The organism is Amycolatopsis sp. NPDC049688, from assembly GCF_040674975.1.
Classification (GTDB): domain Bacteria; phylum Actinomycetota; class Actinomycetes; order Mycobacteriales; family Pseudonocardiaceae; genus Amycolatopsis.
Genome location: NZ_JBFANY010000011.1, coordinates 82,356 through 106,509 on the forward strand (window position 1 = coordinate 82,356; position 24,154 = coordinate 106,509).

Genomic DNA, 24,154 nt, shown 5'->3' on the forward strand with positions numbered 1-24,154 from the left:
CCGGCGCCCTCACTTCGCGTCAGGTGCCGCCTCGGCGCGCTCGATCAGCGCGACCAGCTCCGCCGTCCGTTCCAGCACCACGTCGTTGCCCGGGAACTGCCGTTCGGCCTCCCCCGGCACCGACTCCCGGATCACGCGCATGATCTCGGCCGCCTCGGCCGCGGAAAACATGCTCAGCGCGAAGAACGAATAGTCCCCCACCACGAACTTCCGCAGCTCGGCCGCCAGCCCGGGGTCGGCGACCCGCTCGGCGACGACCTCGACCACCCACTGCACGTGCGCGCCGCTCGGCATCCACGCCAGCTTCACCGGCTGCTTGCCCGGTGGGTCGATGATGAAGTCGCCCGACACGGGGTCAGCCCAGCCGGCGTGCCGTCACGAAACGGGCCCGGCCCGTCAAGTCCGTGTGGTCCTCCACCCCCGTCAGCACCCGCCGCGCCCGTACCAGGGCCGGGACCGCCGAACCGTGCGTGTCGTCGTGCTCGATCGCCAGGCCGCCTCCCGGGCGCAGGAGCCGGGCGCCGGCCGCGATCGCGTGGCGGATCACCGCCAGGCCGCTCTCCTCCGCGAACACCGCCCGCGGCGGGTCGTGCTCCGCGACCTCCGGGGGCACCGGGGTGCCCTCCGGGACGTACGGCGGGTTGCACAGCACCAGGTCCACCAGGCCGTCGAGCTCCGCGAACATCGTCGGGTCGCCGATGTCCCCCGAGTACAGGCGGATCGGCGTGTGGCCCGCGTCCGCGTGCACGTCCGCGTTGTGGCGGGCCCAGGCCAGGGCCTGCGGGTCGATGTCCACCGCGTAGACCACCGCGTCCGGCCGTGCGTGCGCCACCGCCAGAGCCAGCGCTCCGGAGCCCGTGCACAGGTCGACGACCACCGGGAACTCGCGGCCCTGCAGGAACTTGACCCCCCACTCGAGCAGCAGCTCCGTTTCCGGGCGCGGGACGAACACACCGGCGCCGACCGCGACCGTGATGTCGCCGAGGGCCGCCCAGCCGGTCAGGTACTGCAGCGGGATCCGCTTCGCGCGCTGCTGGACGAGCTGGCCGATCGCCTCGATCACCGGCGGGTCGACCAGCGGCACCATCGGCAGCCGGCCGCGTTCGACCCCGAGCACGTGCGCGGCGATCACCTCGGCGTCGAACCGCGGCGAGGCGACGCCCGCCCGTTCGAGGATCCGGGTGGCCTCGATGATGGCCAGGCGCAGCGGCTGCCGATTCACTCGTCGTCCTTCACCTCGTCAAGCCTGGCACACCAGGCGGAACTGCCCCGTGAGGACACGCGCCGGTCCCACACCGTCCAGCGTATCGAGGCACCCGCACGACCCGGCGGACGGAGCGCTCAGGGCCATGCCGAACAGCCGCGCGCGTATATCCTGGCGGGGGCGGACGCGGTGGCCGTCCACTTCGGCCCGGCCGATGCCTTCGAGCAGCGGACGACCACGTTCGCCGAGGCCATCGCCGGTCCCCCGACGCCGACCTCCGGGAGCGCCCGTGCCGACCGAGCCGACCACGCGCCGCCGGGTCGCGTTCGTCTTCCCCATCCACAACGAGGAAGCGAACATCGACCTGCTGCACAAGACCGTCGACGAGGTGACCGCGGCCCACACCGGGCGCTACGACTTCAGCTTCCTGTACGTCGACGACGGCAGCCGCGACGACTCCCTGGCCAAGCTCACCGAGCTCAGCGCCGTCGACCAGCGGGTCACGGTCATCGAGCTCTCCCGCAACTTCGGGCACCAGATGGCCGTCACCGCGGGTCTGGACCTGGTCGACGCCGACGCCGTCATCATCATGGACAGCGACCTGCAGGACCCGCCGCGGGTCGCGATCGAGCTGCTCGAAAAGTGGGAGGAAGGCTACGACGTCGTCTACGCGCAGCGCCGGTCGCGGCAGGACTCGCCGTTCAAGCGGTTCACCGCGTCCGCGTTCTACTGGTTCCTGCGGAGAATGGCCGCGGTCGACATCCCCAAGAACACCGGCGACTTCCGCCTGATCGACCGCAAGGTGGTCGACGAGCTGCGCAAGTACCGCGAGCGCGACCGCTTCCTGCGCGGCCTGGTGAGCTACGTCGGGTTCAAGCAGACCGCGGTGCTGTTCGACCGCGACAAGCGCCACGCGGGGGTCACCGGCTACCCGCTGACGAAGATGTTGCGCTTCGCCGCCGACGGCATTCTGGGCTTCTCGACCACGCCGCTGCGGATGATCACGCGGATGGGGTACCTGATTTCGCTGCTGAGCTTCCTCGGCGTGCTCTACGTCGTCGGCGTGAAGCTGTTCGCGCCGGAGACGGCGGTGCCTGGCTGGGCGTTCATCACCATCGCCATGTTCTTCCTCGGCGGCATCCAGATCATCATGCTCGGCGTCCTCGGCAGCTACATCGGCCGCACCTACTCCCAAGTGCAGAACCGGCCGCTGTACGCCGTCGCGTCGATACGGTCCCGTCCCGACGAGACTGCCGGCGATCACCGGAGCGCCGCCCGATGAGGCTCGTCACGGCCACGCAGGTGCGGTTCGGGATCGTCGGGATCGGCAACACCCTGGTCGACGCACTGGGCTACGCGCTGCTGGTGACGCTCGGCCTGCCGGCGTTCGTCGCCAACCTGATCTCGACGACGGCGGGCATGCTGCTCTCGTTCGCGCTGAACCGGAACTTCACCTTCCGGGCGCAGGACGGCGACGTCCGCCGCCAGGCCCTGCTCTTCTTCGGCGTCACCGCGTTCGGGCTGTGGGTGGTCCAGTTCGCGATCATCTGGCTGGTCGGGCGGCTGCTGCCGGGAGTCAACCTGCTCGTGCCGAAGGGCGCCGCGATCGTCGTCGGGTTGTTCTGGAACTACCTGCTCTACCACTACGTCGTGTTCCGGCACCGGCCGGTGCGCCCGGCGCCCGGTGCAGCACCGGCCGACTCAGCGTGATCTCGTACCCTGACCGGGGTGCGATCCCGTGAACTGCGCTTCGGCCTGGGCGTTTTCGTCCTGTCCCTGGGCGTGCTGCTGGTGCGGTTCCTCGTACCCCGGCCGGTCGGGATGGCCGACAACGGCGACGGCTGGCGGCTGCTGTGCAACCTCGGCGGCCGGCACCCGGAACTGAGGTCCGAGTACTACGTCCACTTCTCCTACGGCCCGGGCACGGCCTGCAAGAGCGACTACATCTCCAGCCAGGCGTGGCTCGACTGGCTGGCGAGCAAACTCGGCACGCTGCTCGGCTCGTCGGCGCAGCTCAACTTGATCGTCCTCGGCGCGATCACCTGCGTGCTGGTCGCCGTGGGCATCACGGCGACGGTCCTGGCGCTGGACCTGAGCGTCCGCAGCCGCGTCGTCGCCGCTGTGCTGCTGCTGCTCGTGATGGCCGATTCCGCGTTCTTCGGCTACTTCGCGTCGGTGCTGAGCGAGGGCGCGGGCTTCCTCGGGATGCTGCTGACCGCGGGCGGGCTGCTGCTGATGCACCGCACGGGCGCCTGGCGGTACTGGGGCGCCGCGCTGACCGTGGTGGGCGCACTGATCGGGATCAACGCCAAGTCGCAGACGCTGCTGCTGATCCCGCTGTTCGTGCTGGCGCTGGCGCTGGTCCGGCCGCCGGGCAAGCGGGGCTGGGCCCGGTGGGCGCTGCCGCTGGGCGTGCTGGTGGTCGTGGGCGCCGGGACGGCGGTGGTGCAGTCGCAGGGCGACCCGGCCAACACCGAGTACCGCGAAGCGAACGTGTTCCACGTCGTGTTCGACAGCATCGTGGACGGCAGGCACGACACCGACGCCGACCTGGCCGCACTGGGCCTGCCGCCGAGCGCGAAGAAGTTCATCGGCAAGAGCTGGTGGGAAGCGCGGCCCTGGACCGACGCGGACTACGACACCTACTCCGACCGGATCAGCCGCCGGAACGTGGTCCGCTACTACGCCGGCCACCCCGGGCGCACGCTGGAGATCCTCCAGCAGGGCGCGGTGGACACGCTGACCGCCCGCCCCGCGCGGCTCGGCAGTTTCCCGGAGACGTCCGGGCTGCCGCCGATGGCGCAGGAATACCGCGTGCCGGTGTTCTCCGGCCTGTCCGCGCTGGCGGCGCCGCTGGGCCTGTTCGTGCTGGGCCCGGTCTGGCTGCTGATCGTTTGGGCCGGGGTCCGCGCGTTCCGCCGCCGCGCGCGCGAGTACGGGATCGTGGTGTTCTTCCTGCTGCTGTTCGCGGTGGGCCAGCTCGGGCTGTCGGCGCTGGGCGAGGGCGTCGAGGGCGTGAAGCACCAGTTGCTGACCCTGTTCCCGACGTGCCTGGCCTTCGTGTTCGCGGTGCTGAGCCTGCTGCCGCGACCGGCCCCGCCTGCCGAGGACGACGTCGAGGAGGAGCCGGTGACCGAGGTATTCAACGCGTTCCGCGAGCCGGAACGGTCGGCGTTCCGGTGAGGCCGGCCGAGGCGGGTTAACCAGGGTTAACCGGGGGTCTCTCGGCAGGGCGGCCGGTCCCGTCTCCTAGGATGCCGGGCACCGGGTTCGAGGAAAATCTTCACCTGATCGAGCATCGCCCGGGCCGTTTCGCACCGAACTCCGGGGAGTCCCGCAGTGCCGACCAAGCCGACCACCCGCCGGGTGGCGTTCGTCTTCCCGATCTACAACGAGGAAGCGAACATCGACCTGCTGCACAAAACCGTCGACGAAGTCACCGCGCCGCTGGCGGAGCGCTACGACTTCAGCTTCCTGTACGTCGACGACGGCAGCCGCGACGGTTCCCTGGCCAAACTCACCGAACTGGCCGAACGCGACGCCCGCGTCACCGTCATCGAGCTCTCCCGCAACTTCGGCCACCAGATGGCCGTCACCGCCGGGCTCGACCTGGTCGACGCCGACGCCGTCATCATCATGGACAGCGACATGCAGGACCCGCCCCGCGTCGCCCTGGAACTGCTCGAAAAGTGGGAAGAGGGCTACGACGTCGTCTACGCCCAGCGCCGTTCCCGCCAGGATTCCGCGTTCAAGAAGCTCACCGCGGGCGCGTTCTACTGGTCGCTCCGGAAAATGGCCGCGGTCGACATCCCCAAGAACACCGGCGACTTCCGCCTGATCGACCGCAAGGTCGTCGACGAACTCCGCAAGTACCGCGAACGCGACCGCTTCCTCCGCGGCCTCGTCAGCTACATCGGCTTCAAGCAGACCGCCGTCCTGTTCGACCGCGACAAGCGCCACGCCGGCGTCACCGGCTATCCCCTGCGCAAGATGCTCCGCTTCGCCGCCGACGGCATCCTCGGCTTCTCGACCACGCCGCTGCGGATGATCACCCGCATGGGATACCTGATCTCCCTGCTCAGCTTCCTCGGCGTGCTCTACGTCGTCGGCGTCAAACTCTTCGCCCCCGAAACCGCCGTCCCCGGCTGGGCGTTCATCACCATCGCCATGTTCTTCCTCGGCGGCATCCAGATCATCATGCTCGGCGTCCTCGGCAGCTACATCGGCCGCACCTACTCCCAAGTGCAGAACCGGCCGCTCTACGGCGTCGCGTCGGTACGGACCCGTCCCGGCGACCCGGTCGCCGCTCCCGAGAACGCCGACGCGGGAAGAGGTACCCGGTGAAGCTGATCACGGCGACCCAGCTGCGCTTCGGCCTGGTCGGGGTGGCGAACACGCTCGTCGACGCCCTCGGCTACGCGCTGCTGGTGACAGTGGGCGTCCCGCTGTTCGCGGCGAACTTCGCCTCGACGACGACGGGCATGCTGCTCAGCTTCACCCTGAACCGCAACTTCACGTTCCGCGCGAAGGACGGCGACGTCCGGCGCCAGGCGATCCTCTTCTTCGCGGTCACCGCGTTCGGGCTCTGGGTGGTGCAGGCGCTGATCATCTTCGCCGTCACGAAGGCGTTCCCCGGCGTGCACGTGCTCATCCCGAAGTTCGCCGGGATCGCGGTGGGCCTGGTGTGGAACTACCTGCTCTACCACAAGGTCGTCTTCCGGCAGCGGCCCGCGACGGCCGCCGCGCCGGTCCCGGAGGTGTCCCATGACTAGCACCGCCGTCCCGTCCCGGGTCGCCGACGAGACGGAACCGTCCCGTCCCGACGACGCCCGCACCACCCGGTGGGCGTGGCTGAACGGCGACTACGCGCGCGTCTTCGCGGTGGTGCTGGCCTGGAACGTGGTGCTGATCGCCGTCGCGTACCTGTTCGGGCCGTCCAGCCCGACCAGCGAAGGCATCCCGAAGACCGGCATCGGCTCGACGGCGAGCCTCCTGGCGCACACCTACCGCTGGGACGCCGGCAACTACGGCGAGATCGCCGTGCACGCCTACACCGGCAGCTACGCCCCGACGCGGGCGTTCTACCCGGTGTTCCCGATCCTGGTCTGGCTGGTGCAGACGATCAGCTTCGGCACGCTCGGCCTGCTCGCGGCCGGGTTCCTGGTCAACCTGGTGGCGACCTGGCTGGCCGCGGTCGCGCTGCTGAAGATCGGCCGTCACTTCTTCGCGGGCGAGCGGGCCCCGTGGCTGGTCGTCGCGGCGTTCCTCACCGCGCCCGCCGCGTTCTTCCTGCACGCCTTCTACAGCGAAGCGGTGTTCTGCGCGCTGGGCTTCTGGGCCTACCTGTTCGCGCTGCGCCGCCAGTGGCTCTGGATGGGCCTGACGCTCATCCCGCTGACGGCCTCCCGCATCACCGCCGCGGTGTTCGTCGGCCTGTGCTTCCTGGAGTTCTGGCGGTCGAAGGACTGGAAGCTGCGCGGCCTGCTGTCGTGGGACCTGCTGTGGTTCCCGGCGGCCTTCGTCGGCCTCGGCGGCGTGCTGCTCTACATGAAGCTCCAGACCGGCGACGCGTTCGCCAGCTTCAACGCGCTGAAGGGCGTGAAGAGCTGGTCGTACCACAAGTTCAACCCGAACATCCTCGAGACGCTCTGGGGCGAAGCCAAGATCACCGGCCACGCGCTGCTCGGCGACACCCCGATGGACGCGTGGACGCTGATGAGCCACGTGCTGCCGATGATCGGCCTGGCGCTGCTGTTCGTGTCCTCGGTGTACGTCCTGGTGGCGCTGCGGGCGAAGGGCATCCCGCTGGCGCTGTTCGGTTTCGCGTCGATCGTGATGCTGACGATGAACAGCAACGTCGTGTCGGTGCACCGCTACCTGCTGCCGTGCCTGGTGATGTACGTGGCGCTGGTGCTGTTCGGCGAGCGCCGCCCGCAGCTGCGCGGCGCGGTGCACGTGGTGCTGTACGCGAACGCGCTGGTCTGCGGGACGATCTACATCCGCTTCATCACCGGCTTCTGGGCCGGCTGATGCGCATCATGCACCAGGTCGTCACGTTCGACGCGGCCGACCTCGCGGCCGAAAGCCGCTTCTGGGCGGGCGTCCTCGGCGGCGAGGTCGACGACGACGGCGACTGGCACATGGTGCTGGTGGACGGCGCGCCGCGGATCGGCGTGCAGCTCGCGCCGGACCACGTGCCGCCGGCGTGGCCCGATGGTCCGACCAGGCAGCAGGTCCACCTCGACCTGTGGGTCGAGGACTTCGCCGAAGCCCACGAGCAGGTCATGGCCCTCGGCGCGACCGTGCTGAAACCGGCGGCGGGCAACACGACCGGAGACGACTTCCAGGTGTACGCCGACCCGGCCGGGCACCCCTTCTGCCTCTGCTGGCTGGTCGCCCGGCAGCCGGGAGCTCAGCCCGACTGAGCCGCCAGGCGCTCCTCGCGGTCCGCCGTCGCCAGGGCGTCCAACACGCCGTCCAGGTCGCCGTCCAGGACCTGGTCGAGGTTGTACGCCTTGTAGTTCACCCGGTGGTCCGAGATGCGGTTCTCCGGGAAGTTGTACGTCCGGACCCGCTCCGAGCGGTCCACCGTGCGGACCTGCGACCGGCGGGCGTCCGACGCCTTGGCCGCCGCCTCCTCCTCCGCGATCGCCTGCAACCGCGCCTGCAGCACCTGCAGGGCCCGCGCGCGGTTCTGGATCTGGGACTTCTCGTTCTGGCAGGACACCACGATGCCGGTCGGCAGGTGGGTGATCCGGACCGCCGAGTCCGTCGTGTTGACGCTCTGGCCGCCCGGGCCCGAGGACCGGAACACGTCGATGCGCAGGTCGTTCGGGTCGATCTCGACCTCGACCTCCTCCGGCTCCGGGTAGATCAGCACGCCGGACGCCGACGTGTGGATGCGGCCCTGGGACTCGGTCGCCGGCACGCGCTGGACGCGGTGCACACCGCCCTCGAACTTCAACCGGGACCAGACGCCGTCGACGTCCGCTGTCTTGCTCTTGATCGACAGCGTGACGTCCTTGAAGCCGCCCAGGTCGGAGTCGACCGAGTCGAGGACCTCCGCCTTCCAGCCGTGGCGCTCGGCGTAGCGCAGGTACATGCGCAGCAGGTCGCCGGCGAACAGCGCCGACTCCTCGCCGCCCTCGCCGGACTTGATCTCCATCACGACGTCGGAGCCGTCGTACGGGTCGCGGGGCAGCAGCAGCTCGGTGAGCTTCGACTCCAGCTCGGGGATCTTCGCGGCCAGCTCGTCGGCCTCCGCGGCGAACTCCGCGTCCTCCGAGGCCATCTCCCGCGCCGCCGCGAGGTCGTCGCGGGCCGTGTCGAGCTCGTGGACGGCCCGCACCACCGGCGTCAGCTCGGCGTAGCGGCGGCCGAGCTTGCGGGCGCGCCCCTGGTCGGCGTGCACCGCCGGGTCCGCCAGCTGCTGCTCCAGCTCCGCGTGCTCGGCGAGCAGCCCTTTGAGCGAGCTCGAATCCACCTCTGCCACCTCTCAAGCCCGGGGAAACAAGACAAAAAACGACGCCCACTCGCGCGGGCGAGTGGGCGTCGTCGGAAAAGCTACTTGGCGTCGGCCTTCTTCTGGCGCTTGCCGTAGCGAGCCTCGAAGCGCGCGACCCGGCCACCGGTGTCCATGATCTTCTGCTTGCCCGTGTAGAACGGGTGGCAGTTCGAGCAGATCTCGACGTGGATGTTGCCGCTGGTCTTGGTGCTGCGCGTGGTGAAGCTGTTGCCGCAGTCGCAGTTCACGTTCGTGACCACGTACTCGGGGTGAATACCGCTCTTCATGGTGTCCTCTCTCGTTGGCTCCGGGTCCCCAGTCGTTCCACGGGGTGAACCGGCGCCGGACTTCAGCGGGTGATTCTGCCAGACGGGCAGACCTGTACTGGAACGCACCCCGCTGACCAGCTATTCCCGACGCGGAAGGGGCCTCCCCGGTCACCCGGAGAGGCCCCTTTCCGCAGACCGGGACTCAGTCGTCTTCGCCGCCGCCGAGGGCGGTCTTCGAGACCTGCATGAGGAACTCGACGTTGGTCTTGGTCTTGCGCAGCCGCGAGATCAGCAGGTCGATGGCCTGCTGCGAGTCGAGCGCGTGCAGCACCCGGCTGAGCTTCACGGTGACCGCGAGCTCGTCCGGCGAGAGCAGCAGCTCGTCCTTGCGGGTACCGGACGGGTTGACGTCGACCGCCGGGAACACGCGGCGCTCGGCGATCTTCCGGTCCAGCTTGAGCTCGGCGTTGCCGGTGCCCTTGAACTCCTCGAAGATGACCGTGTCCATCGTCGAACCGGTCTCGACCATCGCCGTGGCGAAGATGGTCAGCGAGCCGCCGTTCTCGATGTTGCGCGCCGCACCAAGGAACCGCTTGGGCGGGTACAGCGCGGTCGAGTCGACACCACCGGACAGGATCCGGCCGGACGCCGGCGCCGCCAGGTTGTACGCGCGGCCGAGGCGGGTGATCGAGTCGAGCAGCACGACGACGTCGTGGCCCATCTCGACCAGGCGCTTGGCCCGCTCGATCGACAGCTCCGCGACCGAGGTGTGGTCGGACGGCGGCCGGTCGAAGGTCGAGGCGATGACCTCGCCCTTCACCGAGCGCTGCATGTCGGTGACCTCTTCCGGACGCTCGTCGACCAGGACGACCATCAGGTGGCACTCGGGGTTGTTCGTGGAGATCGCGTTGGCGATGTCCTGCATGATCGTGGTCTTGCCGGCCTTCGGCGGCGACACGATCAGGGCGCGCTGCCCCTTGCCGACCGGCATGATCAGGTCGATCACGCGGGTGGTGAGCTTGTGCGACTCGGTCTCCAGCCGCAGGCGCTCGTTCGGGTACAGCGGGGTCAGCTTGGTGAAGTCGGGACGCCGCTTGGCCTCGTCCGGCTCCAGGCCGTTGATCGAGTCGACACGCACCAGCGGGTTGAACTTCTGCCGCTGCTGCTCGCCGTCACGCGGCTGGCGCACGACACCGGTGATGGCGTCACCGCGGCGCAGGCCGTACTTGCGGACCAGCGACAGCGAGACGTACACGTCGTTCGGGCCGGCGAGGTAGCCGGAGGTCCGCACGAACGCGTAGTTGTCGAGGACGTCCAGGATGCCCGCGACGGGCAGCAGGACGTCGTCCTCGCGGATCTCGGTGTCCGGCGAGCCGCCGTCGCGCTGGCCGCCACCGCTGCCCCGGCGACGGCGGTCGCGGAAGCGACGGCCGCGACGGCCGCCTTCCTCGTCGTCGTCCGGCTGCTGGTTGCGGTTGTCCTGGCCGCCGCGGTTGCCGCCGTCCTGCTGGTTGTTGCGCTGGCGGTCGCCGCGGTTGCCGTCCTGGCGGTTGTCACCCCGGTTGTCGCCGCGGTTGCCGCCCTGGCGCTGCTGGTCGCGGTTGCCGCCCTGCTGGCGGTCGCCCTGCTGGCGGTCGCCGCCCTGGCCCTGCTGACGCTCGCCCTGCTGGCGGTCACCGCCCTGCTGGCCGTCGGGCGCGCCGGCGGCGCGGTTGGCCCCGCGGCGACGCCGGCTGCGGCCGCCCTCCTCGGGCTGGCCGTCCTGGCCCTGGGGGCCGTCCTGCCGGTCCTGCTGCGGGCGCTCGGCCGGCGGCTGGGTGTCCGAGGGCGCGGAGGCGGGCGCCTCGGCCTTCGGCTCCGGCTTGGTCTCGGCCGCGGGGGCTTCGGCCTTGGCCTCGGCCTTGGCGGCCTTCGGCGGCTCGCCGACGCCCTCGAGCGGCAGCGTCTCGGCCGCCGCACGCGGCTTGCGGGACTTGCCCTGGCGCTCGCGGATCGCGGCGATCAGGTCGCCCTTGCGCATGCCCGTCGTCTCGCCGACGCCGAGCTCCCCAGCCAGCGAACGCAGTTCGGCGACGGTCTTACCGGTCAGCCCGCCGACCGTCCGCTTGGGAGCGGGGGCGGTGCCGTTCGTCTCGGCCGTGCCGCTCACGTCGCTCAAAAGATCGGTGTTGCTCACACATGTCCTTCCTGACCGATCCACGCCTCCAGGTGGATCAGCGGACTGCCGCTCGCTTCTGATCGCGAACCGGCGTAGTTGCCCCCCCGATACGCGAGATGAGCTCTTCGGCCGTGCGGAACACAGCTGGAGCGCCTCCACCACAGGGGTTTGCGTCCTCCAAACGGAGGACACGGAATTCGGCACCGCCGAAACCGGAAACCCGCCCAAGTCGTTCCGCGTTACCCCGCAGCTCATGCGGTGCGGATTCGGCGGATCGACGGAGGATGCGGATCCGGGGGTTCCCCGGGACCGGCATCGGGTGCGGAAACGCACGGTGATCGAACGCCCCCGAGGGTAGACCGCGGCGGTGCCGGGTGCAACAACCACCCCCCGCGTGGCGGCTCCCCCGTCGGCCACGTGACCCAGCCTTTACTGAGCCGCAACCTGCACGCCCGTGAGATCCACGGGCAGCTCGAGGACGTCGAAACCGTCAACGCCGGCCTCGGGCGGAAGTATTCCCGTGGTGGTCAGCGCGAGCACCGTGGGACCGGCGCCGGAGATCGTGGCGGCCACTCCCCGTGCACGGAGCGTCGCCACCAGCTCCGTGCTCGCCGGGTACGCGGGGGCACGGTACGCCTGGTGCAGCCGGTCTTCGGTGGCCGCGAGCAGCAGTTCCGGCTTCGCCGTCAGCGCGTGGACGGCCAGCGCGGCCCGGCCGGCGCTGTGCGCGGCGTCGGCGTGCGGCACGGTCGCCGGGAGCAGGCCGCGGGTGGTCGCGGTGGCCGACCGCACGGACGGCACGGCCACCACCGGGTGGACCGACGGGTGCGGGGTGAGCCGTTCGGCGTGGAAACGGCCGCCGTCGCACCAGGCCAGGACCAGGCCGCCCAGCAGGCTGGCGGCGGCGTTGTCGGCATGGCCTTCGAAGCCGGCCGCGAGCTGCAGCGCGTCGAACGCGTCGATGTCCCGGCCGGCGAGGGCGTACCCGGCGGCCACGCCGGACACCACCGCAGCCGCGGAGGAGCCGAGGCCGCGGGCGTGCGGGATCGCGTTGAAGCAGCGCAGGTGCAGGCCGGGCAGCTCGACGCCGAGGTGCTCGCAGGTCTTGCGGATGGCCCGCACGACCAGGTGGGTCTCGTCGGTGGGGACGTCCTCGACCCCGCCCGCGCCGGCGTCGATGACCTCGACCTTGAGCCCGGTGTCGGTGACCCGGACCTCGACGACGTCGTAGAGGCTCAGCGCCATCCCGAAGGCGTCGAAGCCCGGCCCGAGGTTCGCCGTCGACGCCGGGACGGTGACCCGGAAACCGCTGCTCACCGCAGGTCCAGCGCCGCCGCGACGGCCGAGGGGTCCACGGCGAGGGGTTCCACCTCGACGTTGCCCGCCAAGGCCGTCTGCGGGTCCTTCAGGCCGTGGCCGGTGACGGTGCACACGACGCGGGACCCCTTCGGGAGCCGTCCGTCGGCGGCCGTCGCGAGCAGGCCCGCCACGCTGGTCGCCGAGGCCGGCTCGACGAACACGCCCTCGCGCGCGGCCAGCAGCCGGTACGCCTCGAGGATCTTCTCGTCCGTGACGGCGTCGAACAGCCCGTCGGACTCGTCCTTCGCCTTCACCGCGGCGGTCCACGACGCCGGGCTGCCGATCCGGATCGCCGTGGCGATCGTGTCCGGGTCGCTCACCGGCTCGCCCAGCACGAGCGGCGCCGCGCCGGCGGCCTGGAAGCCGAACATCCGCGGGGTGTTCTTCACCACACCGTCGGCGGCGTACTCCGAATAGCCCGCCCAGTAGGCGGTGATGTTGCCGGCGTTGCCGACCGGCAGGCAGTGGATGTCCGGCGCCTCGCCGAGGACGTCGCAGATCTCGAAGGCGGCGGTCTTCTGGCCGGCGATGCGGACCGGGTTGACCGAGTTGACCAGCGTGACCGGGTAGTCGGCCGCGGTCTTGCGGGCCAGCTCGAGGCAGTCGTCGAAGTTGCCGTCGACCTGCAGGATCCGGGCGCCGTGCAGCACGGCCTGGGCGAGCTTGCCCATGGCGATCTTGCCCTGGGGCACCAGCACCGCGCAGGTGAGGCCGGCTCGGGCGGCGTAGGCGGCGGCCGAGGCGGAGGTGTTGCCGGTCGACGCGCAGATCACCGCCTTGAGCCCGCTGGCCAGCGCGTGCGTGATGGCCACGGTCATCCCGCGGTCCTTGAACGAGCCCGTCGGGTTGGCGCCCTCGACCTTGAGGTGCACGTCGCAGCCGGTCAGCTCCGACAGGTGCCGCGCGGGCAGCAGCGGCGTGTTGCCCTCCCCGAGCGTGACGACCCGCGCGCCGTCCGGGACCGGGACGCGGTCGGAGTACGCCTCGATGAGCCCGGGCCAGGGGTGCCTGATCACTGGTCTTCGCCTTCCACGCGCATCACGCTGACAACTTCGTGGACGACGTCGAGCCGCCCGATCTGGTCCACAGTGGACTTCAGGGCGGCGTCCGGCGCCTGGTGCGTCACCACGACCAGGCTCGCGCGGTCGCCGACGTCGCTCTGCCGGACCGCCGCGATGCTGACGCCGTGGTCGGCGAACGCCTGCGCCACTTGAGCGAGCACGCCGGCGCGGTCGGCCACCGACAGGCTCACGTGGTACCGCGTCGGGGTCTGGCCCATCGGCCGCACCGGCAGCGCCGCGTGCGCGGATTCGCGCGGGCCACGGCCGCCCACGACCTGGTTGCGCGCCACCGCGACGAGGTCGCCGAGCACCGCGCTCGCGGTGGGCGCGCCGCCCGCGCCCTGGCCGTAGAACATCAGCTCGCCCGCCGCGTCCGCCTCGACGTAGACGGCGTTGAACGCGCCGCCGACGCCGGCCAGCTGGTGGCTGCGCGGGATCATCACCGGGTGCACGCGAGCGGAAACCGACTCGACGCCGTCGTCGTCGGTGACCCGCTCACAGATGGCCAGCAGCTTCACCGTGCGGCCGAGCATCCGGGCCGCGGCGAGGTCCGCCGCGGTGACGTCGGCGATGCCCTCACGGTGCACGTCCGACGCCGTGACGCGGGTGTGGAAGGCCAGCGAGGCGAGGATCGCGGCCTTCGACGCGGCGTCGTAGCCGTCGACGTCGGCGGTCGGGTCGGCCTCGGCGTACCCGAGCCGGCTGGCCTCGTCGAGCGTCTCGGCGTAGCCGGCGCCGGTGGAGTCCATCGCCGACAGGATGTAGTTCGTGGTGCCGTTGACGATGCCCATCACGCGGGTGATCCGGTCACCGGCCAGGGACTCGCGCAGCGGGCGCAGCAGCGGGATCGCCCCGGCCACCGCGGCCTCGAAGTACAGGTCGGCACCCGCGGCGTCGGCCGCCTCGAACAGGTCCGCGGAGTGCTCGGCCAGCAGCGCCTTGTTCGCCGTGACGACGGACTTGCCGGCCTTCAGGGCGGCGACCAGCCAGCCCCGCACCGGCTCGATGCCGCCGACCAGCTCGACGACGACGTCGACGTCGTCGCTGGTCACGAGCTTTTCGGCGTCGGCGGTCAGCAGCTCCGGCGGCAGCTCGGGGTGCTTGTCCGGGCGGCGGACGGCGATGCCGGCCAGCTCGACCGGCGCACCCGCCCGCGCGGCCAGTTCCCCGGCCTGCTCGGTGAGCAGCCGGGCGACCTCGCCGCCGACGGTCCCGCAGCCGAGCAGGGCGACGCGGATGGCCGGGCGTTCCTCTGGGGCAGACACTGGTGCTCAGACCTCCAGGCGCAGCATGTCGTCGGTCGTCTCCCGCCGCAGCAGCAGCCGCGAGCTGCCGTTGCGCACGGCGACCACGGCCGGGCGGGGCATCCGGTTGTACGTGCTCGCCATCGAGTAGCAGTACGCGCCGGTCGCCGCGACCGCCAGCAGGTCGCCGGGAGCCAGCGTGTCGGGCAGCCAGCAGTCTCGTACGACGATGTCGCCGGACTCACAGTGTTTTCCCACCACCCGGGACAGCACGGCCTGGACCGGCTGCCCGTCGTCGCCCGCGGAGCGGGAAACGACCCGGACGTCGTACACGGCGTCGTAGAGCGCGGTCCGGATGTTGTCGCTCATCCCGCCGTCGACGCTGACGTACCGGCGCGCCGACTCGTCGCCGAGCGAGACGTCCTTGATGGTGCCGACCTCGTACAGCGTGATCGTGCCGGGGCCGGCGATCGCGCGGCCCGGCTCACCGGCGATCCGTGGCACCGGCAGGCCGGCGTACGCGCATTCCTTGCGGACGATCTCGCGGATCTGCGTGATCATCTGCGCCGGCGGCGGCGGGTTGTCCTTTTCGGTGTAGGCGATGCCGAAGCCGCCGCCGAGGTCGACCAGGCTCAGCTGGTCGAGCAGCTCGGGGCCGTGCTCCTTGGCCAGATCGGCGAGCAGCCCGACGACGCGGCGGGCGGCGACCTCGAAGCCGTCCGCGTCGAAGATCTGCGAGCCGATGTGGCTGTGCAGGCCGACGAGCTTGAGTGAACGAGCGTTGAGCACCCGGCGTACGGCCTCGGCGGCGTCGCCACTCGCGAGGGAGAAGCCGAACTTCTGGTCCTCGTGGGCGGTCGCGATGAACTCGTGGGTGTGCGCCTCGACGCCGACGGTGACCCGGATCAGCACCGGCTGCACGACGTCGTGGCGGGCGGCGATGTCGGCCAGCCGGGCGATCTCGAAGTACGAGTCCAGCACGACCGTGCCGACGCCGGCGACGACGGCGGCTTCCAGCTCGGCGGGCGACTTGTTGTTGCCGTGGAAGGTGATCCGCTCGGCCGGGAAGTCCGCCCGCTGTGCCACGGCGAGCTCGCCGCCGCTGCAGACGTCCAGGCTCAGGCCCTGCTCGGCCACCCAGCGGGCGATTTCGATCGACAGGAACGCCTTGGACGCGTAGTGCACGAGCGACGGGTCGTCGAACGCCTCGGCGTAGTCGGCGCAGCGGGACTTGAAGTCGGCTTCGTCGACGACGAACAGCGGTGTGCCGTGCTGCTCGGCCAGCTCGCGGACGTCGACGCCGGCGATCCGGACGACACCGTCGCCGGCCCGGAAGGTGTTGCGGGGCCAGACCTTCGCGGGCAGCTTGTCGAGTTCTTCGACCCCGGACGGCTGCAGCCCGGAGGTGTCGGCGTGGGGGTAGACGTCGGCGTGCCTGGGGCCCGCGGGGTGCGCCATTTCTTACATCCGTTCCGGAGCGGAGACACCGAGGAGGGCGAGGCCGTTCGCCAGCACCTGGCGGGCGGCCTCGCACAGCGCGAGCCGGGCGTACGTCAGAGGGGTCGCCTCTTCGTCGCCCATGGGCAGCACGCGGCCCACGGTGTAGAACTTGTGGTAGGCGCCCGCGAGTTCTTCGAGGTAGCGCGCGATCCGGTGCGGCTCCCGCATTTCGGCGGCGCGGCGCACGGTTTCCGGGAATTCGCCGATGGTGCGGATCAGGTCGCCCTCGGCGGGCAGCGTCAAGAGTCCGAAGTCGACGTCCGATGTGGACTTGATGCCGAGGTCGGCCGCGTTGCGCTGCAAGGAAGCCAGCCGCGCGTGCGCGTACTGGACGTAGTAGACCGGGTTGTCGTTGGAGTGCTTGCGCAGCAGGTCCAGGTCGACGTCCAAAGTGGAGTCGACGGAGTAGCGGATCAGCTCGTAGCGGGCCGGGTCGACGCCGACGGCCTCGACGAGGTCCTCCATGGTGATCACGGTGCCGGCACGCTTGGACATCCGGACCGGCTTGCCGTCGCTGACCAGGTTGACCATCTGGCCGATCAGCACCTCGACGGTGGCCGGGTCGTCGCCGAACGCGGCGGCCGCGGCCTTGAGGCGGGCGATGTAGCCGTGGTGGTCCGCGCCGAGCATGTAGATGCACAGGTCGAAGCCGCGGTTGCGCTTGTCCTTGAAGTAGGCCAGGTCGCCGGCGATGTAGGCCGGGTTGCCGTCCTGCTTGATGACGACGCGGTCCTTGTCGTCGCCGTACTCCTTCGACCTCAGCCACCAGGCGCCGTCTTCGAAGTAGAGGTTCCCCGAGTCCTTCAGCTCCTGGACGGCCGCGCCGACCGCGCCCGACTCGTGCAGCGAGTTCTCGTGGAAGTAGACGTCGAAGTCGGTGCCGAACTCGTGCAGGCTGGACTTGATCTCGCCGAACATCAGCTCGATGCCGATCCGGCGGAACGTCTCGTGCCGCTCGGCCTCCGGCAGCGACAGCGCGCTCGGCTCCTGCTTGAGGACGTTGGCGGCGATGTCGTTGATGTAGCCGCCGGCGTAGCCGTCCTCCGGCGCGGGCTCGCCCTTCGCGGCGGCGATCAGCGACCGGACGAACCGGTCGATCTGGGCACCGGCGTCGTTGAAGTAGTACTCGCGGGTGACGTCGCCGCCCTGCGCGGCGAGCACGCGGCCCAGCGCGTCGCCGACCGCGGCCCAGCGCGTGCCGCCCAGGTGGATCGGGCCGGTCGGGTTGGCCGAGACGAACTCGAGGTTGATCCGGGTGCCGGCCAGCGCGTCGCCGCGGCCGTACGCGGCGCCGGCGTCGAGCACCTGGCGGACGATGTCGCCCTGTGCGGCGGCGGCGAGCCGGAAGTTGAGGAAGCCGGGCCCGGCGACCTCGGCCGAGGCGACGCCGTCGTCCGCCGAGACCGCCTCCGCGAGCGCCTCGGCGAAGTCGCGCGGCTTGAGGCCGGCCTTCTTGGCCACCTGCAGGGCGATGTTCGTCGCGTAATCGCCGTGTTCGGGGTTGCGCGGGCGTTCGATGGTCACCTGCTCCGGCAGCACGGCGTCGTCGATGCCGCGTGCGGCGAGCACCTGCACGGCGGAGCTGCGGACCAGGTCGGCGAGAGCGGCGGGAGTCACTCGTCGAATTCTAGGTGCGCGCTGGCCGGGGCCTTTCATCGGTCTCGAACACGTCACGGAGGGCTGTCGCGTGAGGTGTTAACGGTGATCAGACGGGTGGCCCCTAGACTGGCCCGGGCGGGAATCCGTCCGCAGCCACCAGAGGGAGAACGCGGGAGCCATGGCGAACGGGACAACTCGGAAAAAGGGGTCGGCGGTGAAGGCGGCCCGCGGTTCCGTGGTGAGCAAGAAGGGGACGCCGTGGGGGACGATCATCGCCGTCGTCGCCGTCGTGGCGCTGGCCGCCTCGGTGATCATCTACTACATGGTGCAGTCCGCGCCGAAGCGTGAGCAGGAAGGCCGCGAGGCCGCCGCCGCGTCCTTCGCGCCGAGCGCGCAGGACCCCGACCCCTCGAAGCGCATCCCCGGCGTGGTGACCGCGACCTACACCGGCAGCGTCCACGTCCTCCCGACCGAGCGCGTCGCCTACGACAAGACCCCGCCGTTCGGCGGCCCGCACGACGGCTACTGGGCGGCGTGCACCGGCGTCGTCTACCCGAACGCGGTGCGGACCGAGAACATGGTGCACGCCCTCGAGCACGGCGCCGTGTGGATCGCCTACAACCCGCAGCAGGTCACCGGCGACGCGCTGAACCTGCTCAGCGTCCGCGTCAAGGGCAAGCCGTACACGATGATGTCGCCCTACCCGGGCCTCGACAAGCCGATCTCCCTGCAGTCGTGGGGGCACCAGCTGAAGCTGGACGACGCCAACGACGCCCGGATCGACGAGTTCATCGCGGCCCTGCGCACCAACCCGAACGGGGTCTACCCCGAGGTCGGCGCGTCCTGTGACGCCCTCGGCCCCGGCCAGTTCGACCCGGACAACCCGCCGCCGTTCGACCCGTCGAAGCCCGGTCCCGACGCCAAGCCGATGGACTACAAGGGCAGCGCGGGCGCGCAGCAGGAGCAGGGCGGCATGAACCAGCCGTCGGGCGCGCCTTCCACCGGCGCCTCCGCCCCCTCGGCGACGCCGACCAAGTGACGTCCGGAGAACAGCCCGTCTGGTCGCGGTGGGTGATCATCGGCGGGACGCTGCTCGCGGTCCTGCTGATCGGCGCCACGGCGGGCATGTTCCTCACCCGTGCCATCGACGACGACCCGGCCGCCACCCCGGCGGCCGGGTCGGTCGAGGTCGGCTTCGCGCAGGACATGTCGACCCACCACCTCCAGGCGGTGACGATGGCCGGCTGGGCCCGCGACCACTCGGCCGACCCGGAGATCCGCCAGCTGGCGTTCGACATCGAGCGCACGCAGCTGGAGCAGGTCGGGCGCATGAAGGGCTGGCTCATGCTGTGGGACCAGCCCGAGCAGTCGATCGGCGCCCCGATGCAGTGGATGACCGAGCCGATGTCCGGCCACGGCGGTATGTCGATGGCCCCCGTTTCGGTGAACCCCTCCGGCAGCGCGCTGATGCCGGGCATGGCGACGGACGCGGAGCTGGCCAAGCTGCGGTCCCTGTCGGGCAAGCAGCTGGACGTGTTCTTCCTCCAGCTGATGCTCCGCCACCACCAGGGCGGCACGGCGATGGCCCAGTACGCGGCGTCGCACTCCTCGCTTCCGGCGTTGAAGGCGCTGGTGAACAGCATCATGGCGTCGCAGGGTGCGGAGATGGACCAGATGAAGCTGATGCTTTCCAGCCGGGGTGCCCAGCCGCTGCCGGCCTAGCTGTTCCCGGCTCGCGTCACCAGGACAGTTCCTGGCAGCGGCGTGCGCACTGCGGCGCCTCGACCTGCAGCGTCGCGTGTTCGATCGCGTACCGGGACGACAGCAGGTTCTGCGCGTCCGTCAGCACGTCCGACTGCTTCGCGGGCGGCGCCAGCGTCAGGTGCGCCGAAGCCACCTCCATGCCCGACGTCAGCGTCCAGACGTGCAGGTCGTGCACGTCCGCCACGCCCGGGAGCGCGGACAGCTCCGCGTTGATCGCGCCGACGTCGACGCCGTGGGGCGCGTGCTGGAAGAGGATGCGCAGCGCCCGCCGGGCCAGGACCCACGTGCGGGGCAGCACGAACAGCCCGATCGCCACACCGATGATCGGGTCGGCGTAGCGCCAGCCCGTCAGGAGCGTCACCGCGCCGCTGACCAGGACGCCGACCGAGCCGATGAGGTCGGCCAATACCTCGAGGTACGCGCCGCGGACGTTCAGGCTCTCCTTCGCCCCCGAGCGCAGCACCGCGAACGACACGATGTTGGCCACCAGGCCCGCCGCCGCGGCCAGGAGCACCGGGAGGCCGGGCACCGCCGGCGGGTCGCTGATCCGGCCGATCGCCTCGACGAGGACGTAGCCCGCGACGCCGAACAGCAGGATCGCGTTGCCGAGGGCGGCCAGCACCTCCGCGCGGTAGAGGCCGAAGGTGCGGCTGACCGTGGGGCCGGAGCGGCGCGCCAGGACGATCGCGGCCAGCGCCATGCCGACCCCGAGGACGTCGGTGAACATGTGCGCCGCGTCGGAGATCAGGGCCAGCGAGCCGGTCGCGAAACCGACGACGAACTCGAGCACCATGAAGCCGGCGCCGACGCCGAGGGCGATGGTCAGGCTCCGCACGTACCGGCCCGACGCACTCGCCGGCTCGATCGCGTGCCCGTGGCCGTGTCCGTGCCCCATTCCGCCTCCGTTCCCGGTTCTCCGTCCGGCCAAACATATAGTCGAATGCGCATATGTGCAACAGAGGGCAGCCTAAGTTCACCCATCCGCAAGCTACCGCGCGCGGCGCGTGCCGACCAATCCACCAGGCGGGGTTTCCCACCCGGCGGACTCGTCACGCTTCGCCGTCGACCATCAGCTGCAGCAGCTCGCGCAATCGGACACGCTCCTCCGGAGCAAGCGCGGCCAGCGGCTCCGCGGCGAAGCCGAGCGAGCGCCGGAAGTTGCGGGCCAGCACCGCGCCCGCCGGCGTGGCGACGATGTTCTTGATGCGCCGGTCGCGCTCGTCCGGACGCCGCTCCACCAGGCCGCGCGCTTCGAGCCGGTCGATGATCCCGGTCACGTTCGAGCGCTCGGACTTCAGCTCCTCCGCGATCCGGTGCATCGGCAGCGGCTCTCCGAGCGCGGCGAGCACCTTGGCCTGCACGGTCGTCAGCCCCTGCGACGCCGCCGCGGCCTCGTACGACCCGGTGAACCGGTCGACGATCCGGGCGAGCAGGGCGACGACGTCGTCGGTGATCGGGTCAGCGCTCATCTACCGATGATAGAGGATTAGTTGACTGCATGAACCATCCATGTCTATAGTGATTTTAGTTCACTACATTAATCATCATCCTCCTGAAGCAGGTTCCTATGACAGGCAACGACCGCGTCGCCCTCATCACCGGCACGTCCACCGGAATCGGTCTCGCCACGGCGGTGCAGGCCGCCCGGCGCGGCTTCCGCACCGTCGCCACCCTGCGCGACCCCGCCCGCGCCGATCGCCTCCGCAAGGCCGCTGACGATGCCGACGTGGAACTGGACGTCCGCCCGCTCGACGTCACCGACGCACAGTCCGTCAGTGCGGCGTTCGAAGGTGTCCTCGCCGACTACGGCCGCCTCGACGTCCTGGTCAACAACGCCGGCGCCGGGCACGTCGGCACGATCGAGCAAGAGCCGCTCTCGGCGCTCCGCGACACCATGGAGGTCAACTTCTTCGGCGTCGCCGAGGCGACCAAGGCCGCGCTGCCGGCCCTGCGCGCGAGCGGCGGCCGCCTGATCACGGTGACCAGCGTGGGAGGCGTGATCGGCCAGCCCTTCAACGAGGCGTACTGCGCGGCGAAGTTCGCCGTCGAAGGCCTGATGGAGTCCCTGGCGCCGGTCGCCGCGGCGCAGGGCGTCACGGTGTGCGTCGTCGAGCCGGGCGCGGTCGCCACCGAGTTCGTCAACAACGTCGGCGTCGACGAGCGGCTCTTCGCCGAAGCCGGCCCGTACGCCGGTTCCCCGCAGAAGTACATCGCCAACGTCACGCAGTCGTTCCAGAGCGCGCAGACCGCCGACGAGGTCGCCGAGGTGATTCTCGGCGCGATGACGGCGGATGCGCCCGCGTTCCGGATCCAGACGTCGAAGTGGGCCGAGGAGTTCGCGGCGGTCAAGTTCGCCGACCTGGACGGCTCGGCCGTCCAGCGCCTGACCGGCGGCTGGCTCGCCTAACGCACGAGCTGGAAGAACCCGCGCACCTGCCCGACGAACAACTCGGGTTGTTCGAGCGCGGCGAAGTGCCCGCCGACGGGCAGCTCCTCGAACCAGCGCAGATCGGTGTAGCGCTGTTCGGCCTGGCGCCGTGACGGCCGGACGATTTCCCGCGGGAACACCGAAACCCCGGCCGGGACATCCACTGTGGACAGATCGCGGTCGTTGTTCTCCCAGTACATCCGCGCCGAGGAGGCCGCGGTCGCGGTGAACCAGTAGACGGAGACGGCATCCAGGATGCGCTGCCGGTCGACGGCGTCCTCCGGGTGGCCCTTGTGGTCGGTCCAGGCCCAGAACTTCTCGGCGATCCACGCGGCCTGGCCGGCCGGCGAATCGGTGAGGCCGTAGCCGAGCGTCTGCGGCCGGGTGCCCTGCTGGGCGGAGTAGCCGCTGCCGGTCCGCCGGAACTCCTGGAGGTCGGCGAGGGCCTGGCGCTCCTCGGGCGTCGGGTCGGCGGTGTCCATCCGCACGGGCGCGAAGTTGACGTGCACCCCGGCCACCCGCCCGGACCGCGCGAGCGCGTTCGTGACGGCGGCGCCCCAGTCGCCGCCCTGGGCGCCGTAGCGGTCGTAGCCGAGCGACGTCATCAGCTTGTCCCACAGCTCGGCCACCCGCGGGATCTTCAGAGCGGGCTTGTCGCTCCACCCGAACCCGGGCAGCGACGGCACGACGACGTGGAAGGCGTCGGCGGGATCCCCGCCATGGGCCGCGGGGTCGGTGAGCGGCCCGATGACGTCGAGGAATTCGAGCACGGACCCGGGCCACCCGTGCGTGAGCACGAGCGGCAGCGCGCCGGGCACCGGCGACCGGACGTGCAGGAAGTGCAGCCCGACCCCGTCGACGGTGGCCCGGAACTGCGGAAACGCGTTGAGCCGCCGGGCGAACCCGAAGTCGTACTCTTCACCCCAGTCACGGCAGAGTTCCTGCACGTAGGCGAGCGGAACCCCCTGCGACCAGTCCCCGACGGTCTCGGCCTCGGGCCACCTCGTCCGCCGCAACCGCTCCCGCAGATCGGCAACATCGGCCTCATCGAGCGGTACCTGGAACGGCTCAGCCATCTCGGCTCCTTCAGGTGGGCTTCCCACGCTAGCGACGTGCGCCCGAATCGATCAACGTCATGCCCTTGACCAGCACAATCGTTCATCGGCCCACCTGCGGGACGGGGGTGGCGGGGCATGCGCTAAGCTTTCGGAGTCGCCCAGCGATGGGCCCTCGTAGCTCAGGGGATAGAGCACTGCCCTCCGGAGGCAGGTGTCGCAGGTTCGAATCCTGCCGAGGGCACCCTCTTTGATCACACTAAACCGGCCCCTACCAGCGATAATGCGGTAGGGGCCGATTCGCGTCTTACCCGGCGGCCTGCGGCCAATGTACGGCCAAACTCACCGGCCCGAACCGAGCGCCGTCTCCACCTGCTGCCCCTTGCCAAGGAAGCTGGCGTAGACCTCCAGCAGAACAGCGATCGCCTGGCCGGCCCACTCCGCGACCGTCGCGGCCGGCACACCGGCAAGCCACGTGCTCACCGTGGCGTGCCGGAGGTCGTACGGCCGTCCAACGAGCGACCCCCGCAGAACATCCGGCGTGAACGTCGCCTCCCGGGCCGCGCGGAACACCTTGGCGTAGGTGACCTTTTGAGACTGCGCCCCCGCGCTCACCGACGAACAGGCGTCCATTTGGGCCGTACCCGAACCGCTCGACGTGGCGCCACAGGATGGCGGTCAGCTTCGGCACGCAGGGCACAGGTCGCCTCCCCGGCCGCCCGCGACTTCAGCGGCCGGTCCTCGCCCACCGCGCCGGTGTCTGTCCACAGTGCATCGATGTACGGCCGGGCTCCCCGAGGTCCCAGTCGAACTCGCACTCCCCCGTCTCCGAATCGCGGCGCGGTGCCGGCAGGGACAGCTGCTCTTTGCGGAGGTTCCTGGCCTCCTCCGGCCGGAGCGCCGCGAAGTACATCAGCGCGAAGAACGCTTCGAGGTGCGCGCGGCTCCGGGGCGTCTCCCCGATGATCCGCAGCAGCGAGCGCGCCTGCACCGGGTTGGAGACGACACC

The 24,154-nt window shown here is 70.7% G+C and carries 25 protein-coding genes and 1 tRNA gene; 11 read left to right on the plus strand and 15 right to left on the minus strand.

What is annotated here, in order from left to right; all coding sequences use genetic code 11:
* Positions 1 to 9: 9 nt before the first annotated feature.
* Positions 10 to 351: a hypothetical protein gene (locus AB0J55_RS30150; RefSeq protein ID WP_364255832.1), complete on the minus strand. Its 342-nt coding sequence runs from the start codon at positions 349 to 351 to the stop codon at positions 10 to 12.
* 4 nt (positions 352 to 355) lie between these two features.
* Positions 356 to 1,222, minus strand: coding sequence for a peptide chain release factor N(5)-glutamine methyltransferase (prmC, locus tag AB0J55_RS30155; RefSeq protein ID WP_364255835.1), 867 nt, complete (start codon positions 1,220 to 1,222; stop codon positions 356 to 358).
* 271 nt (positions 1,223 to 1,493) lie between these two features.
* Here prmC and AB0J55_RS30160 point away from each other — a divergent pair, with 271 nt between their 5' ends.
* The 7 genes from AB0J55_RS30160 (at position 1,494) to AB0J55_RS30190 (ending at position 7,629) form a co-directional block, all read left to right on the plus strand.
* Positions 1,494 to 2,486 (plus strand): glycosyltransferase, encoded by a 993-nt coding sequence (locus tag AB0J55_RS30160; RefSeq protein ID WP_364255838.1) that lies wholly within the window; start codon positions 1,494 to 1,496, stop codon positions 2,484 to 2,486.
* Positions 2,483 to 2,914 (plus strand): GtrA family protein, encoded by a 432-nt coding sequence (locus tag AB0J55_RS30165; protein ID WP_364255841.1) that lies wholly within the window; start codon positions 2,483 to 2,485, stop codon positions 2,912 to 2,914. The genes AB0J55_RS30160 and AB0J55_RS30165 overlap by 4 nt, the downstream gene beginning before the upstream one ends.
* A gap of 18 nt (positions 2,915 to 2,932) precedes the next feature.
* Positions 2,933 to 4,387 carry a hypothetical protein gene (locus tag AB0J55_RS30170; protein WP_364255844.1) on the plus strand — a complete coding sequence of 485 codons (1,455 nt, stop codon included), beginning with the start codon at positions 2,933 to 2,935 and terminating at the stop codon, positions 4,385 to 4,387.
* Positions 4,388 to 4,543: 156 nt separating this feature from the next.
* The gene (locus tag AB0J55_RS30175; protein ID WP_364255847.1) at positions 4,544 to 5,548 is read left to right on the plus strand and encodes a glycosyltransferase family 2 protein; all 1,005 of its coding nucleotides are present in this window, start codon (positions 4,544 to 4,546) and stop codon (positions 5,546 to 5,548) included.
* Positions 5,545 to 5,976: a GtrA family protein gene (locus tag AB0J55_RS30180; protein WP_364255850.1), complete on the plus strand. Its 432-nt coding sequence runs from the start codon at positions 5,545 to 5,547 to the stop codon at positions 5,974 to 5,976. The genes AB0J55_RS30175 and AB0J55_RS30180 overlap by 4 nt, the downstream gene beginning before the upstream one ends.
* Positions 5,969 to 7,234: a mannosyltransferase family protein gene (locus AB0J55_RS30185; RefSeq protein ID WP_364255853.1), complete on the plus strand. Its 1,266-nt coding sequence runs from the start codon at positions 5,969 to 5,971 to the stop codon at positions 7,232 to 7,234. Before AB0J55_RS30180 ends, AB0J55_RS30185 begins: the two co-directional genes overlap by 8 nt.
* Entirely contained in the window at positions 7,234 to 7,629 is a 396-nt protein-coding gene (locus AB0J55_RS30190; RefSeq protein WP_364255856.1) for a VOC family protein, read from the plus strand. The genes AB0J55_RS30185 and AB0J55_RS30190 overlap by 1 nt, the downstream gene beginning before the upstream one ends.
* Here the strand turns inward: AB0J55_RS30190 and prfA are convergent.
* From prfA to argS, 8 genes are all read right to left on the minus strand, one after another.
* Positions 7,617 to 8,687 (minus strand): peptide chain release factor 1, encoded by a 1,071-nt coding sequence (prfA, locus tag AB0J55_RS30195; RefSeq protein ID WP_364255859.1) that lies wholly within the window; start codon positions 8,685 to 8,687, stop codon positions 7,617 to 7,619. The two genes, AB0J55_RS30190 and prfA, sit on opposite strands and share 13 nt — an antisense overlap.
* An 80-nt stretch (positions 8,688 to 8,767) precedes the next feature.
* Positions 8,768 to 8,995, minus strand: coding sequence for a 50S ribosomal protein L31 (gene rpmE / locus AB0J55_RS30200; RefSeq protein WP_003102730.1), 228 nt, complete (start codon positions 8,993 to 8,995; stop codon positions 8,768 to 8,770).
* A 184-nt stretch (positions 8,996 to 9,179) separates the two neighbouring features.
* A complete protein-coding gene (gene rho, locus AB0J55_RS30205; protein ID WP_364255862.1) occupies positions 9,180 to 11,153 on the minus strand; it encodes a transcription termination factor Rho in 1,974 nt (657 codons plus the stop codon).
* Between the two features lie 411 nt (positions 11,154 to 11,564).
* Positions 11,565 to 12,452 (minus strand): homoserine kinase, encoded by an 888-nt coding sequence (gene thrB / locus AB0J55_RS30210; RefSeq protein WP_364255865.1) that lies wholly within the window; start codon positions 12,450 to 12,452, stop codon positions 11,565 to 11,567.
* Positions 12,449 to 13,510 carry a threonine synthase gene (gene thrC, locus AB0J55_RS30215; RefSeq protein ID WP_364255867.1) on the minus strand — a complete coding sequence of 354 codons (1,062 nt, stop codon included), beginning with the start codon at positions 13,508 to 13,510 and terminating at the stop codon, positions 12,449 to 12,451. The genes thrB and thrC overlap by 4 nt, the downstream gene beginning before the upstream one ends.
* A complete protein-coding gene (locus AB0J55_RS30220; protein WP_364255869.1) occupies positions 13,507 to 14,820 on the minus strand; it encodes a homoserine dehydrogenase in 1,314 nt (437 codons plus the stop codon). The genes thrC and AB0J55_RS30220 overlap by 4 nt, the downstream gene beginning before the upstream one ends.
* 6 nt (positions 14,821 to 14,826) lie before the next feature.
* The gene (lysA, locus tag AB0J55_RS30225; protein WP_364255871.1) at positions 14,827 to 16,257 is read right to left on the minus strand and encodes a diaminopimelate decarboxylase; all 1,431 of its coding nucleotides are present in this window, start codon (positions 16,255 to 16,257) and stop codon (positions 14,827 to 14,829) included.
* Between the two features lie 3 nt (positions 16,258 to 16,260).
* The gene (gene argS, locus AB0J55_RS30230) at positions 16,261 to 17,916 is read right to left on the minus strand and encodes an arginine--tRNA ligase (protein WP_364255874.1); all 1,656 of its coding nucleotides are present in this window, start codon (positions 17,914 to 17,916) and stop codon (positions 16,261 to 16,263) included.
* Between the two features lie 196 nt (positions 17,917 to 18,112).
* Between argS and AB0J55_RS30235 the strand changes: the two genes are divergently transcribed.
* Complete coding sequence (locus AB0J55_RS30235; protein WP_364255877.1) at positions 18,113 to 18,937, plus strand: DUF3105 domain-containing protein; 825 nt, start codon at positions 18,113 to 18,115, stop codon at positions 18,935 to 18,937.
* Positions 18,934 to 19,620 carry a DUF305 domain-containing protein gene (locus AB0J55_RS30240; RefSeq protein WP_364255880.1) on the plus strand — a complete coding sequence of 229 codons (687 nt, stop codon included), beginning with the start codon at positions 18,934 to 18,936 and terminating at the stop codon, positions 19,618 to 19,620. The genes AB0J55_RS30235 and AB0J55_RS30240 overlap by 4 nt, the downstream gene beginning before the upstream one ends.
* Positions 19,621 to 19,636: 16 nt before the next feature.
* Here the strand turns inward: AB0J55_RS30240 and AB0J55_RS30245 are convergent, their stop codons facing one another.
* Positions 19,637 to 20,557 carry a cation diffusion facilitator family transporter gene (locus AB0J55_RS30245; RefSeq protein WP_364255883.1) on the minus strand — a complete coding sequence of 307 codons (921 nt, stop codon included), beginning with the start codon at positions 20,555 to 20,557 and terminating at the stop codon, positions 19,637 to 19,639.
* 154 nt (positions 20,558 to 20,711) lie between these two features.
* Positions 20,712 to 21,131, minus strand: coding sequence for a MarR family transcriptional regulator (locus tag AB0J55_RS30250; RefSeq protein WP_364255886.1), 420 nt, complete (start codon positions 21,129 to 21,131; stop codon positions 20,712 to 20,714).
* A gap of 98 nt (positions 21,132 to 21,229) precedes the next feature.
* On the opposite strand from AB0J55_RS30250, the gene AB0J55_RS30255 reads away from it, so the two are divergent.
* The gene (locus AB0J55_RS30255) at positions 21,230 to 22,069 is read left to right on the plus strand and encodes an SDR family oxidoreductase (RefSeq protein WP_364255889.1); all 840 of its coding nucleotides are present in this window, start codon (positions 21,230 to 21,232) and stop codon (positions 22,067 to 22,069) included.
* On the opposite strand, the gene AB0J55_RS30260 is transcribed toward AB0J55_RS30255, so the two are convergent.
* Positions 22,066 to 23,166: an epoxide hydrolase family protein gene (locus AB0J55_RS30260; protein WP_364255892.1), complete on the minus strand. Its 1,101-nt coding sequence runs from the start codon at positions 23,164 to 23,166 to the stop codon at positions 22,066 to 22,068. The genes AB0J55_RS30255 and AB0J55_RS30260 overlap by 4 nt on opposite strands.
* A gap of 150 nt (positions 23,167 to 23,316) precedes the next feature.
* Here AB0J55_RS30260 and AB0J55_RS30265 point away from each other — a divergent pair.
* Positions 23,317 to 23,389 (plus strand) — tRNA-Arg (locus AB0J55_RS30265).
* Positions 23,390 to 23,487: 98 nt separating this feature from the next.
* On the opposite strand, the gene AB0J55_RS30270 is transcribed toward AB0J55_RS30265, so the two are convergent.
* A complete protein-coding gene (locus AB0J55_RS30270; protein WP_364255895.1) occupies positions 23,488 to 23,778 on the minus strand; it encodes a hypothetical protein in 291 nt (96 codons plus the stop codon).
* Between the two features lie 94 nt (positions 23,779 to 23,872).
* Complete coding sequence (locus tag AB0J55_RS30275; protein WP_364255898.1) at positions 23,873 to 24,136, minus strand: hypothetical protein; 264 nt, start codon at positions 24,134 to 24,136, stop codon at positions 23,873 to 23,875.
* Positions 24,137 to 24,154 lie beyond the last annotated feature (18 nt).